The following is an 11,927-nucleotide window of genomic DNA, read 5'->3' as shown; positions in this document are numbered from 1 at the left end:
CGCTTCGTGCGGGGATGCCGAAGGCTCAGTAGCCGTGCGTGACGAGCGAAAGCACCGAGAGATCGGGATGCGAGCCGTCGACGATCAGCTGGCCGACGCGCGTGGCGTCGCGCACGGCCTCGTCGACGCTGGCGAAGCTTTCCTCGCCGTTGGGATGGAACGGCACCGTGTGGCCGGGCAGCGCGGGATTCGCGCCGGGGTGGCAGACGTAGCCGATGTAGGTGTGACGGTTCGCGACCGCCGTGGCGGGGTGCACCGTGACGTGGATTTCGTAGCCTTCGTAGGGGATCGGATCGATCCGTGCCTCGCGCTCGGGAGTTGCCGCCATGATGGCCTCCGTGTCGCCGTGGACGATGCACGGGTGTCGGGCACCGGGTCCGCGGTCGTGGACGTCAGGTTTTCATTCTAGGTGAGGAAAGTCGCGGCGTGCTGCGGCATTCCCGACAAGGGGCGCTGGCCTGGCCGATCCGCGAACACCGGCAGCCGAAGGCCGCGGCGCCGCGGCCGGCGCCGTCCGGCGAAAATCTCCTTCGTCAAATCAATCACGCTTATGCTTTCGTGCAAAAGCGCGGCGGGCATGTGCATTTTTCGTGCCGTTTGCGCGGGAAATTCGAGGCATGCCGGCCGGTCCCGCGTGCATCGAATCGCACGATAGAACCTTGCATATGCGTTGGGTCGATCCATGAGGAATACACCGAGTTTCAAACACATCGAGGCGTTTCGCGCCGTGATGTTGACCGGCACCGTGGTCGGCGCCGCGAGCCTGATGAGCGTGACGCAGCCCGCGGTGAGCCGCACCATCGCCCTACTCGAACTGCAGCTCGGCTTCCAGCTTTTCGAGCGGCGCGGCCGGCGGCTGTTGCCGACGGTCGAGGCGCAAACCCTGTATCGCGAGGTCGAGAAGGTCTATATCGGCGCCGAGCGGATCGGGCAGGTGGCGCAGGACATTCGGTTCCAGCGTGCCGGCGCCGTCCGGATCGCCACGCTGCCCGCATTTGCGCTGTCGGTCGTGCCGCGCGCGCTACAGGCGCTGCTGGCATCGCGGCCGTCGATCACGGCCACGGTTCAGAGCCTGCCGTCCCGTCAGATCGCCGAACTCGTGTCGACCGGGCAGTTCGACGTGGGCCTGGTCGAACTGCCGATCTCGCGTGCCGCGATCTCGATCGAGCCGCTGCCGCCCGTGCCTTCGGCCGTGATCATGCCGCCCGACCATCGGCTGGCGTCGGTCGAGCATCTCCGAATCGCGGATCTCGACGGAGAGCGCATGGTGATGCTGTCCCAGCACAGCTACGTGCGGTATCAGATCGACGATGCGTTCTCGCAAGCCAATGCATCGGTGAACGTGGTCGTCGAAACCCATAGCTCCCTCGTCGCGGCGGGGCTGGTGGCCGCTGGTGTCGGCATTTCCATTTTTTCAGCGGTGACCCTCGACTCGTTCGACGCCAGCAAGGTCGTTGCCAGGCCGCTCGAAGGCTGCCCGATGTCGCGCTACGCGGTGATTTTCCCCGATTCGACCACCACTTCGCCGCTGGCCCGGGCATTCGCGAACGAGGTCCAAGCCGCAGTGTCGGGGTAATGTCGTCGCGCCGGCGACGACTGGTCCATATATAAGATTCAGGCATATACAGCCTTCGAAATCAGTCTTTCTCGCGCTAATTGGCGTCCCTACAATTTGGTCAATTCTGGTGTTTTAGCCAGATAATTCGAGGGTTGCGAGGCAAGCAACCCGACCAAACGGGATCTGCCAATGCGAACATATATCAGCTGTCTCGCACTCCTTTCGACGATCGTATCGACCAGCGCCTGCGCCGCCGACACGATGTATGTTGCGGGCTTCGGCGGCGACGTCGAGAAGGCGTTCCGACAAAAGATCGTTCCGCCCTTCGAGGCGAAGAGCGGCATCAAGGTGGTGTACGTCGCCGGAAATTCCACCGATACGCTGGCCAAACTCGAGGCGCAGAAGGGCCGCCAGGAAATCTCCGTGGCGATCATCGACGACGCGCCGATGAGCCTGGCGATCAATGCCGGCCTGTGTGGAAAGATCGAGGACGGCCCCAATTCGAGGAACGTCTATCCGAGTGCCAGGCGTGCGAATGGCGAGGCGATCGGCCTGGGTTACGGCGCGACGGGGCTTGTCTACAACACGGAGGTCTTCGCCAGGCACGGCTGGCCGGCGCCTACCTCCTGGAACGACCTGCGTGACCCGCGTTACGCGGGCCGCATCGTGATTCCACCGATCACGAACGGCTTCGGCCTGCTTGCGCTGGTGATGCAGGCGCGGCTGAACGGCGGCGGTGAAAAGAACATCGATCCGGGTTTTGTGGCGATGAAGCGGATCGCGCCGGGCGTGCTCGACTGGGAGGCGTCGCCGGGCAAGATGGCCGAATTGCTGCAAACCGGCGAGGCGTCGCTCGGCGTGTGGGGCACTGGCCGGGTACGGGCCATGGTGCAGCAGGGCGCGCCGGTCAAGTTCGTCTATCCGAAGGAAGGCGCGGCGATGATTCTCAGCGAGGTGTGTCCCGTCAAGGACGCGCCGTTGCCGCGCCAGGCGCAGGCCTTCATCCAGTACCTGCTGAGTCCGGAAGTTCAGGCGATGTTCACGGATGCGACCGGTCTCGGGCCGGTCAACCCGGACACGAAACTGTCGCCGTCGGTGGCTGCCGGGGTCGTCTACGGGCCGGAAAGCGTTCAGAAGCTGATCAAGGCGGACATCGACGCGATCAACGTCAACCGCAGCACGTGGACATCGCGCTGGAACCGGGAGGTCGAGCGATGAGCACCGTCACGATCGGTAGCGCCGAGGGGGCCGAAGGGGGGGCGGAAAGGGTGCCGCACCGAGGTGCGCGCGGCGTGATTCACTCGTTTGCCACCTACATCGAGACCGCACGGGCGCAGCGCCCCCATCCTTCGACCCGGGACGCCGTGCTGCGGTGCCTGACCGATCTGCTTGCCGCGGCCGCGGCGGGTTGCCGCGAACCGGGTGTGCGTGCCGTTCGCCGGGTAGCGCGGGATACGATGCGCGACGGTGACGTGCCGATCTGGTTTTCCGGCCAGCGGTCGTCCGCACTCGGCGCGGCCTGGGCCAACAGCGCAGCGGCGGCGGCCCTCGATCTCGACGATGGTCACCGGATCGCGCGCGGCCATCCGGGCGCGGCCGTGATTCCCGTGGCGCTGGCCGTCGCCCGGACAACGGGCGCGTCACCGGATCGACTCGTCAATGCGATCGCGATCGGCTACGAGGTGGGGGTGTCGATCGCGGCGGCGCGAACGAGCTACGGGAATACCGGTACGTGGTCGGCGTGCGCGGTCGTCGCCACCGCCGCCGCGTTGCGCGAGGTCGCCGCCGACCGGATTGCACACGCGCTTGCGATCGCGGAGGAAAGCGCACCCAACCAGTTGTTCCTGAGTGCGCCGGCGCAGGCAGTGCGTCCGGAAGGCAGCGACGTCAAGGAGGGCATCGCGTGGTCGGTCGTGACCGGCATGACGGCGCTCGATCTTGCCGAGGCCGGGTATACAGGCCCGCGCAACCGGCTCGACAGCCCGCTCCATTACGGCTTCCCGGACGATTTCGTCGCGGGCGCGGCAGGCCACGTCCACCACGTGTATTTCAAGCTCCACGCCTGTTGCCGTCATGTGCATGCACCGCTGGACGCACTGATCGCGCTGATGACGCGTCATCGCATCGATCCCGCCAGCATCGAGTCGATCGAGGTGTGGACGTACGGCGGCGCGCTGCGCATCACCAACAAGGTGCGACCCGAACACCTCGCCGACGTGCAGTACAGCATCCCGTACTGCCTTGCGCTGGTCGCCTTGCGCGGGGAACGGGCGTTGTTGCCGCTGACGGCGCGCGCGCTGGGCGACGACGCAGCGACCGCGCTCGCCATGCGGGTTCATGTTCGACTCGATCCGTCGCTCGATGCGCGATTTCCCGCGCAGACGCTGGCCCGCGTGGCCGTGACCAGCCATGGCGTGCGATACGAGTCGGACGTGACCGCACCGCGCGGCGAGGCCGACATGCCGTTGACCGATCGGGAACTTGAGGCGAAGTTCGCCGATGCGACACGCGAAGTCGCGAGCGAGGCCCAGCGCGAGCAGATGCTGGGCGCATTGCGCGACGCGCGGGGCGGCGATTTCACGGCGCTGGACTGCAGTTTGACGCATCTCGACCTGGTGGACCGGCGATCATGAGCGACGATTTCAGCGAACGACTGCGCCTGGCGGGGCTGGGGCTGCGTCGTGAACAGGCTCTGCCGATCGAGCGCGGCTGGGCGCTTGTCCAGCCCTTGCTGGAACGGGTGCGCCAGCCGGCTCGCGATCGCGCGGCCGAGCCTGCCCATCTCTTCCGCGCTGACGCCCGGGTGCACGACCCGGCCGACTCGCCGAGCGAGACGATTGCGCCATGAGCTACCCCTCCACGATCGCGCAAGCCGCGACGCTCATTGCTGCACGGCAACTGTCGCCGGTGGAACTGGTCGATCATTGCCTTGCGCGCATCGCGACGCTCGACGGCGAACTCCACAGCTTCGTGACGGTGACGCCCGAGCGAGCCCGGGCCGATGCGCGGGCCGCCGAGCAACGGATGATGACCGGTGCCTTGCGCGGCAGACTCGACGGCATTCCGATCGCTCACAAGGACGTGTTCGCCACTCGCGGCATCGCCACCATGGCGCAGTCGCGACTGCTGCACGATTGGGTTCCCGACGAGGACGCCTTCGTCGTGGCGCGTCTCGCGCAAGCCGGCACCGCTCTGCTCGGCAAGCTGACCACCCACGAGTTCGCGCTCGGCGGACCGGCGTTCGATCTGCCGTGGCCACCCGCGCGCAATCCCCGAAACACGGATTACTTCACGTCCGGTTCGTCGAGCGGAACGGCGGCGGCCATCGCGGGAGGCTTGATGCTCGGCGGCACCGGGACTGACACCGCGGGCTCGATTCGCAGCCCTGCCGCCATGTGCGGCATCGTCGGGATCAAGCCGACCTATGGACGATGCAGCCGCCACGGCGTCTTGCCGTTGGCTTATTCGCTCGACAGCATCGGCCCGATGGCGGCAACCGTGGAGGATTGCGCGATTCTGCTGCAGACGATGGCCAGCCACGATCCGCGCGATCCGGCCTCGGTCGAGCTGGCGGTGCCCGATTTCGTGTCGGGCCTGCGCCGCGGCATCGCGGGCGTGCGCATCGGTGTGGTGTCGCGCTGGCACGAGCAAGACCAGTGCGCGAGCAACGCGACGCAACGCGGCCTCGCCGATGCGCTGGCGATCTGGCGGCACGAGGGCGCGGAGATCGTGGCGCTCGACATGCCGTCATTGTTCGAATACCACGCGGCGAACTTCGTCATCATGGTCAGCGAAGCGGCCGCCGTGCACGAGCCCTGGTTGCGTGAGCGCTTCGACGAATTCGGCGAGCGGCTGCGCAATCGGCTGGCGCTCGGCGCGCTGATGTCGGCTTCCGACTACCTTGCCGCGGTGCGTCTGCGCGCGCAGCTTTGCGCGCGGACGGCGCATGCCGCGCAGCACGTCGACGTGCTGGTCACGGCGGGCGCGCCGGGCGAGGCGCCGCGCATCGATCAGGTGCCGGAGTGGGGCGATCTGCGGGCGCCGGGATTCAACGCGCCGTTCAACGTGACGGGCTGGCCCGCCATGTGCGTGCGCTCCGGCGACGGGACCGATGGCCTGCCCGTCGCCGTTCAGATCGCCGCGAAGCCGTTCAACGAGGCGCTGTTGCTGCGGGTGGCGAACGTGATCGATAGGGCGATCGGGTCGGGAACGCGTCCCTCCGGGGCGGATCGTGTGGTGTCCTGATCATCATGCGCGGGTCGATGCGTCCATCAGGACGCATGCAGTGAAATTTCGATGTCTCGGGATTTTTTTCGCACTCGAAGTCGGGGTGTTTTTGCCGATGCAGGCACAAGGACGCAGGAGAGAGACGAAGCCATGAACATGCAGAAAAAAGACCGAGCGGCCGCCGATGGGGGCGCATCATCCGGTCATCGATGCCGGGTGCTGCGATCGGGCGCCGCGGTGGACTCGATCCGTTGAACGCCGAGTCCGCAATGAGCTATCTGAAACTGAACGGACTCGTGAAGCAATACGATACCTTCACGGCGGTCAAGGACTGCACGCTGTCGATCGAACGTGGCGAATTCGTTTGCCTGCTCGGCCCGTCCGGCTGCGGCAAGACCACGACCCTGCAAATGCTTGCCGGCCTCGTGGAGCCGACGTCCGGGAGCATCGTGCTGGACGGCGAGGACATCACGCGCCTGAAGCCGAGCGCGCGCGGTCTCGGCATCGTATTCCAAAGCTACGCACTGTTTCCGCACATGACCGTGCATCAGAACGTGAGCTTCGGGCTCGAGATGCGACGTGTCTCGTCGGCGGAGCGCAGGCGTCGCGTGGCCGAGACCCTGGAACTGGTTCATCTGACGGGCCTCGGCGATCGCTATCCGAAGGCGCTGTCCGGCGGCCAGCGCCAGCGCGTCGCGATGGCGCGCGCGCTCGTGATCGAGCCCAGGGTGCTGCTGCTCGACGAGCCGATGGGCGCGCTCGACGCGAAGCTGCGCGAGGACATGCAGATCGAACTGCGCGCGCTCCAGCAGCGGCTCGGCATCACCACGCTGATGGTGACGCACGATCAGGCCGAGGCGATGACGCTGGCGGACCGCGTCGTGCTCATGAAGCAGGGGGCGGTGCAGCAGGTCGCGAGCCCGTTCGACATGTACGAGACGCCGAGCGATCGCTTCGTTTCGACGTTTCTCGGCCGGGCAAACGTATTCAACGGCATCCATCGCGGGGGCACGGTGCAGGTCGACGGCCACCTGCTGCCTTGCGCCGGCGCGGTGCCGGACGGGGAGGTGGAATACATCATCCGGCCGGAGAAGATTCGAGAGGCGGGCTCGGACGCATTGGTCAGGGGGCGGGTAGGCAGCCGCGTCTTCCTCGGCAATCACTGGCTGATCGCGGTCGAGACGCCGCTTGGCATCGTGCACTACGCGCAGCTCAACGGCGGCTCGCTGCCCGCGGCCGAGCGCGACGAGGTGGGGCTCGCATGGCACGGCGAACATGCGGTGGTGGTGCCCGGAGGTGCGCGATGAAGCCATCGACGCGGATTCCGTTGCCGTATGGCCTGTCCGCTCCGGCGGCCATCGTCATGCTGGCCTTCGTCGCGATACCGCTGCTGCTCACGCTGTCGCAGAGCTTTCATGCGCCGGACGCCGAGGGCGCGCGCGGCCTTTCCCTCTCCCTGGCTCAGTATCGCGAAATTTTCGGCGACGCCTACTATCGGGGCATCTATTGCCGAACCTTCGCGCTGTCGGTCACGGTCACATTCATCTGCGTCGTGATCGGTGTGCCGGAGGCGTACCTGCTCAACCGGCTCTCGTCGCGATGGCGTGCGGTGTCCATGTTCGTGGTGCTGGGGCCACTGCTGATGTCCGTGGTGGTCCGCACGCTGGGATGGGCGGTGTTGTTCGACCGGGATGGAATCGTCAATTCGCTGCTGGTGGGGCTTGGCATCGTCGACGAGCCGGTGCGGCTGATGTTCACGTTCACGGGCATCGTCATCGCCCTCGTCCACGTACAGGTGCCGTTCATGGTGCTCGCCGTGTGGACCTCGCTGCAGAAAATCGACGCGTCCACCGAACAGGCCGCCGAGACGCTCGGCGCGTCGGCCACCACCATCCTGTGGCGCATCGTGTTTCCGCAGGTGATTCCCGGGGTGCTGTCGGGTGGCCTGATCGTGTTCGCACTGACGGCCAGCGCGTTTGCCACGCCGGCGATCATCGGCGGGCGTCGCCTCAAGGTCGTGCCCACCACGGTGTATGACGAAATCCTCGGCAATCTGAACTGGCCGCTCGGCACCGCGCTGGCGGCGGTGCTGATGGTGGCCGTCCTGTTCATCTCGATCGTCGTCGGCCGCTACGTCGAGCGACGCTACAGACAGGTATTCTGATGAAACGCACTCCTCCGCTCCTCCTGATTTTCCACCTCGTGTTCGCCGCCTTCATGCTGGCGCCGCTCGTGGCCGTCGTGCTCGTATCGTTCACCGACAAGGGCTACGTGGCGATGCCGTTCCACGGGGCGTCGCTGCGCTGGTATCGGGCGATCCTCGACGCGCCCGACTTCATCGACGCCTTCTGGCGAAGCGTCGGCCTCGCGACGAGTGCGGCGAGCTTCGCGACGATGCTGGCGGTGCCCGCCGGCCTGGCCATCGCATGGTTCCGGTTTCGCGGTCGAGAGGCCCTGATGAGCCTGCTGCTGTCGCCGCTGATGATTCCCAACGTCGTGCTGGGCATCGCCTTGCTGCGGTTCTTCACGCAGGCGAACGTGTCGGGCTCGATGTGGACGCTCGTGCTCGCGCACACCCTGGTCGTGCTGCCGTATGCGCTGCGGCTTGTCGTTGCGTCGGCCGCGGGGTTCGATCGTTCGGTGAGCCATGCCGCGCACACGCTCGGCGCCTCCGGCTGGACGACTTTTCGGCGCGTCGAGCTGCCGCTCGTGGCCTCGGGTGTGGCCGGCGGCTGGTTGATCGCGTTCATCAGCAGCTTCGACGAGCTGACCATGTCGATCTTCGTCTCCTCCGCGGCCACCGAGACGCTGCCCGTGCGGATGTACAACTACATCGCCAATACCATCGACCCGCTGCTCGCTTCCGTGTCGAGCGTGCTGATCCTGATCACGTTGCTGCTGATGGTGTTGCTGGACCGGATGTTCGGTCTCGACCGCGTTCTTTCCGGAAAAGCATGAAACAGACAACATCAATCGACACGATCGTCGTGGGTGGCGGGATCATCGGCATGTCGGTCGCCTACGGTCTGGCCCGCGCGGGGCAGCGCGTGACGGTGCTGGATCAGGGCGATGACGTGTTTCGCGCCGCGCGCGGCAATTTCGGACTGGTTTGGGTTCAGGGCAAGGGGCTGAACCACCTCGAATACGCCCGCTGGAGCCTCGCCTCGGCGCAGCGCTGGGCCGCCTTTGCCACGGAGCTCGTCGAGCGGACCGGGATCGACCTCGAGCTGTCGCAGATCGGCGGCTTGCGGCTGGCGCTGACGGAGGAAGCGCTGGCGCGCAGCGTCGACGACATGGGACGCATTCGCGACACGATCGGCATGCCTTATCCGTTCGAGCGGCTCGACCGCGCTGCGCTGCGGGAACGGCTGCCGCACGTCGGTCCCGACGTGGTGGGGGCGCTGTATTCGTCGATGGACGGCCACGTCAGCCCGCTGCGGTTGCTGCGCTCGCTCTTGGTGGCCTTCAAGGCCCTGGCGGGCGTCGTCAGGACCGGAGAGGGCGCCGAGGCCATCGAGCATCGAGGCGGCGAGTTCCAGGTGCGCACGCGCACGGGCTGCCATGTGGCCGGGCGAATCGTGCTGGCGGCCGGACTCGGCAACAAGGCGTTGGCCCCGCATGTCGGCCTGGCCGCGCCGGTTCATCCCGAGCGCGGACAGATCATCGTGACCGAGCGTGTGACGCCGTTTCTTCGCTATCCGACGAGCCATGTCCGGCAAACCGGCGAGGGCGTGGTTCAACTCGGCGATTCGAAGGAGGCGACCGGCTACGACGACGGCACCACGACGAGCGAGCTCGGCCGCATCGCGCGAAACGCGGCGCGCCAGTTTCCGCTGCTCGACGGCGTCAATGTGATGCGCGCGTGGGGCGCGCTGCGGGTCATGACGCCCGACGGCTACCCGATCTATCAGGCCTCGCAGGCGTGCCCCGGGGCGTTCCTGGTGACGTGCCACAGCGGCATCACGCTCGCCGCGAATCACGCCGGCGTCATCGCGGACTGGATCCGCGGTGCCGACACGCCGCCCGCCATCCTGACTTTCAAGGCAGACCGATTCCATGTTCAAACCGCTTCACGCTGAGGCGTCGCGCCGCATCGTCAACCTGACGGTGGAAGGCCGCGTCATCCAGGCCCGCGAGGGCGAGAGCGTCGCCCTGGCACTGCTCGCGGCCGGCCTGGACCATACCCGCACCACCCCGGTTTCAGGCGCGCCGCGCGCGCCCTTGTGTCTGATGGGGGTCTGCTTCGAATGCCTGGTGAACGTCGACGGGCAGCCCAATGTACAAGCCTGCATGCTCGAGGTTCGCGACGGCATGCGCGTGCGCCGGCAGCACGGCGCGCGCATTGCGGGAGAGATCGATGTCATATGACCTCGCGGTAATCGGCGCGGGACCGGCCGGCATGTCGGCGGCGTCCGTCGCTGGCGCGCTCGGCCTCGAGGTGGTCGTACTGGACGAGCAGGCTCGCGAGGGCGGTCAGATCTATCGCAACGTCGATGTCGCCTCGGAAGCGGTCAAGGCCCTGCTCGGGCCGGATTACGCCGCCGGGCGCGGGCTCGTGCACCGTCTGCGGCAGACGGGCGTCGAACTGCGCAGCGGCGCCCTGGTCTGGGACGTCGCGACCGACCGCACGGTGAGCCTGCTGTCGGCGGGGCGTTCGGAGCAGGTGCGCGCACGTCACGTGCTGGTTGCAACGGGCGCGATGGAGCGGCCGTCGCCGGTGCCGGGGTGGACCCTGCCGGGGGTGATGAACGCCGGTGCGGCGCAGATCGCGCTGAAATCGGGCCCCTCGGTGCCGGCCGGGCGCGTCGTGCTGGCCGGCACCGGGCCGCTTCTGTTGCTGGTCGCCTGTCAACTGCTGGCGGCGGGCACGCGGGTGACGGCATTGATCGAAACCGGGCCGCACGACAACCTGATGCTGGCGCTGCGCCGGCTGCCGGGTGCGCTGCGGGCTCCCGCGCCGCTCTGGAAAGGCCTGCGCCTGCTCGCCAGGCTGCGAGCCTCGGGCGTTGCGTGGTACCGGCACGCTTCGGCGCTCGCCATCGAGGGTGACGCGGGCGTGCGCGGGGTGACGTTCTCGCATCGCGGCGAGCGGCACGCATTGCCCGCCGACATGGTGCTGCTCCATCACGGAGTGGTGCCGAACACGCAACTGACCCGATTGCTGAGGCTGGAGCACACCTGGAGCGACGCGCAACTGGCGTGGCATCCGATCCGCGATGGATGGGGGGCGACCTCGCTCGACGGGATCTGGATCGCAGGAGACGGCGCCGGTATCGACGGTGCACGCGCCGCCGAGGCGAGCGGAGCGCTTGCCGCGCTGGGCGTCGCCGGTGCCCTTGGCCGGATCGGCGCCGACGAGCGGGATCGGCTGGCGCGACGGTGGCAGCGGCAACTCGAGCGCGAACGGGCAGTACGGCCGTTTCTCGATGCGCTCTACCGGCCGCCTCGCTGGATCGGCTCGCCCCCGGACGCGGTGCTCGCATGCCGCTGCGAAGAGGTGAGCGCGGGCCGGATTCGCGAGATGGCGCGCCTGGGCTGCGTCGGGCCCAATCAGACGAAGTTTTTCAGCCGTTGCGGCATGGGGCCTTGTCAGGGGCGGCTATGCGGGCTCACGGTGACGCAAATCCTGGCGGAAGCGCACGGGACGAGCCCGGATGGGGTCGGCGCGTATCGAGTGAGAGCGCCGATCAAGCCGATTCCGCTGCATTCCCTCGCCGGAATGGATCGCGAATCACGAAAGATGTCCAACCATGGGGAGTTTTCAGAATGAATCCGACGATCGAGCGATTCGGGACCACGGCACGCATGAGCAAGCTCGTGAAGCATGCCGGGGTGGCCTATCTGTGCGGGCAAACCGCGTCCGGCGTCGACGCGCCGGACATCGCGTCCCAGACCCGGGAAGCGCTGTCGCGTGTCGATGCCTTGCTCGCCGAGGCCGGGAGCGGCCGTGCGCGAATCCTGTCCGCCCTGATCCACCTGAAGGACATGGCGGACTTCGCCGCGATGAACGCAGTCTGGGAATCCTGGCTGCCGCCTTGCGCCGCGCCGGCACGTACCACGGTGCAGGCGAGCCTGGCGTCGCCCCACCTACTGTTCGAAATCACGGTGACGGCGTCCGTCGATTGAAGACGCCGCGGAGCGT

The 11,927-nt window shown here is 67.3% G+C and carries 13 protein-coding genes; 12 read left to right on the top strand and 1 reads right to left on the bottom strand.

Going from position 1 to position 11,927, the window contains the following annotated elements:
• Positions 1-25 precede the first annotated feature (25 nt).
• Positions 26-328 (bottom strand): hypothetical protein, encoded by a 303-nt coding sequence (locus AB4850_RS28080; protein WP_414442696.1) that lies wholly within the window; start codon positions 326-328, stop codon positions 26-28.
• A gap of 354 nt (positions 329-682) precedes the next feature.
• Here AB4850_RS28080 and AB4850_RS28075 point away from each other — a divergent pair, with 354 nt between their 5' ends.
• The 12 genes from AB4850_RS28075 (at position 683) to AB4850_RS28020 (ending at position 11,911) form a co-directional block, all read left to right on the top strand.
• Positions 683-1,576: a LysR substrate-binding domain-containing protein gene (locus AB4850_RS28075; protein WP_414442695.1), complete on the top strand. Its 894-nt coding sequence runs from the start codon at positions 683-685 to the stop codon at positions 1,574-1,576.
• Between the two features lie 171 nt (positions 1,577-1,747).
• Positions 1,748-2,776, top strand: a complete 1,029-nt coding sequence (locus AB4850_RS28070; protein WP_414442694.1) for an ABC transporter substrate-binding protein — start codon at positions 1,748-1,750, stop codon at positions 2,774-2,776.
• Complete coding sequence (locus AB4850_RS28065) at positions 2,773-4,191, top strand: MmgE/PrpD family protein (RefSeq protein WP_414442693.1); 1,419 nt, start codon at positions 2,773-2,775, stop codon at positions 4,189-4,191. The genes AB4850_RS28070 and AB4850_RS28065 overlap by 4 nt, the downstream gene beginning before the upstream one ends.
• Positions 4,188-4,406: a hypothetical protein gene (locus AB4850_RS28060; RefSeq protein WP_414442692.1), complete on the top strand. Its 219-nt coding sequence runs from the start codon at positions 4,188-4,190 to the stop codon at positions 4,404-4,406. Before AB4850_RS28065 ends, AB4850_RS28060 begins: the two co-directional genes overlap by 4 nt.
• On the top strand, positions 4,403-5,803 hold the full coding sequence (locus tag AB4850_RS28055; RefSeq protein ID WP_414442691.1) for an amidase: 1,401 nt from the start codon (positions 4,403-4,405) through the stop codon (positions 5,801-5,803). The genes AB4850_RS28060 and AB4850_RS28055 overlap by 4 nt, the downstream gene beginning before the upstream one ends.
• Positions 5,804-6,054: 251 nt before the next feature.
• Complete coding sequence (locus tag AB4850_RS28050) at positions 6,055-7,092, top strand: ABC transporter ATP-binding protein (protein WP_414445632.1); 1,038 nt, start codon at positions 6,055-6,057, stop codon at positions 7,090-7,092.
• A 56-nt stretch (positions 7,093-7,148) separates the two neighbouring features.
• Positions 7,149-7,949, top strand: coding sequence for an ABC transporter permease (locus tag AB4850_RS28045; protein ID WP_414442690.1), 801 nt, complete (start codon positions 7,149-7,151; stop codon positions 7,947-7,949).
• A complete protein-coding gene (locus AB4850_RS28040) occupies positions 7,949-8,743 on the top strand; it encodes an ABC transporter permease (protein ID WP_414442689.1) in 795 nt (264 codons plus the stop codon). Before AB4850_RS28045 ends, AB4850_RS28040 begins: the two co-directional genes overlap by 1 nt.
• Entirely contained in the window at positions 8,740-9,864 is a 1,125-nt protein-coding gene (locus AB4850_RS28035) for an NAD(P)/FAD-dependent oxidoreductase (protein ID WP_414442688.1), read from the top strand. Before AB4850_RS28040 ends, AB4850_RS28035 begins: the two co-directional genes overlap by 4 nt.
• A complete protein-coding gene (locus AB4850_RS28030; protein ID WP_414442687.1) occupies positions 9,842-10,153 on the top strand; it encodes a (2Fe-2S)-binding protein in 312 nt (103 codons plus the stop codon). The genes AB4850_RS28035 and AB4850_RS28030 overlap by 23 nt, the downstream gene beginning before the upstream one ends.
• Positions 10,143-11,555, top strand: a complete 1,413-nt coding sequence (locus tag AB4850_RS28025; RefSeq protein ID WP_414442686.1) for an FAD-dependent oxidoreductase — start codon at positions 10,143-10,145, stop codon at positions 11,553-11,555. The genes AB4850_RS28030 and AB4850_RS28025 overlap by 11 nt, the downstream gene beginning before the upstream one ends.
• Positions 11,552-11,911: a RidA family protein gene (locus tag AB4850_RS28020; RefSeq protein WP_414442685.1), complete on the top strand. Its 360-nt coding sequence runs from the start codon at positions 11,552-11,554 to the stop codon at positions 11,909-11,911. The genes AB4850_RS28025 and AB4850_RS28020 overlap by 4 nt, the downstream gene beginning before the upstream one ends.
• Positions 11,912-11,927: the final 16 nt, after the last annotated feature.

This window comes from Burkholderia sp. 22PA0106 (assembly GCF_047497155.1).
Classification (GTDB): Bacteria; Pseudomonadota; Gammaproteobacteria; order Burkholderiales; family Burkholderiaceae; genus Burkholderia.
The sequence above is the reverse complement of the archived record's forward strand: the minus strand, read 5'-3'. Positions and strand labels throughout refer to the sequence as shown.

What these genes read in the sequence shown, in the direction of transcription:
- AB4850_RS28080 (WP_414442696.1), bottom strand. Translation starts at nt 328, where the DNA reads ATGGCGGCAACTCCCGAGCGCGAGGCACGGATCGATCCGATCCCCTAC.
- AB4850_RS28075 (WP_414442695.1), top strand. Translation starts at nt 683, where the DNA reads ATGAGGAATACACCGAGTTTCAAACACATCGAGGCGTTTCGCGCCGTG.
- AB4850_RS28070 (WP_414442694.1), top strand. Translation starts at nt 1,748, where the DNA reads ATGCGAACATATATCAGCTGTCTCGCACTCCTTTCGACGATCGTATCG.
- AB4850_RS28065 (WP_414442693.1), top strand. Translation starts at nt 2,773, where the DNA reads ATGAGCACCGTCACGATCGGTAGCGCCGAGGGGGCCGAAGGGGGGGCG.
- AB4850_RS28060 (WP_414442692.1), top strand. Translation starts at nt 4,188, where the DNA reads ATGAGCGACGATTTCAGCGAACGACTGCGCCTGGCGGGGCTGGGGCTG.
- AB4850_RS28055 (WP_414442691.1), top strand. Translation starts at nt 4,403, where the DNA reads ATGAGCTACCCCTCCACGATCGCGCAAGCCGCGACGCTCATTGCTGCA.
- AB4850_RS28050 (WP_414445632.1), top strand. Translation starts at nt 6,055, where the DNA reads ATGAGCTATCTGAAACTGAACGGACTCGTGAAGCAATACGATACCTTC.
- AB4850_RS28045 (WP_414442690.1), top strand. Translation starts at nt 7,149, where the DNA reads ATGCTGGCCTTCGTCGCGATACCGCTGCTGCTCACGCTGTCGCAGAGC.
- AB4850_RS28040 (WP_414442689.1), top strand. Translation starts at nt 7,949, where the DNA reads ATGAAACGCACTCCTCCGCTCCTCCTGATTTTCCACCTCGTGTTCGCC.
- AB4850_RS28035 (WP_414442688.1), top strand. Translation starts at nt 8,740, where the DNA reads ATGAAACAGACAACATCAATCGACACGATCGTCGTGGGTGGCGGGATC.
- AB4850_RS28030 (WP_414442687.1), top strand. Translation starts at nt 9,842, where the DNA reads ATGTTCAAACCGCTTCACGCTGAGGCGTCGCGCCGCATCGTCAACCTG.
- AB4850_RS28025 (WP_414442686.1), top strand. Translation starts at nt 10,143, where the DNA reads ATGTCATATGACCTCGCGGTAATCGGCGCGGGACCGGCCGGCATGTCG.
- AB4850_RS28020 (WP_414442685.1), top strand. Translation starts at nt 11,552, where the DNA reads ATGAATCCGACGATCGAGCGATTCGGGACCACGGCACGCATGAGCAAG.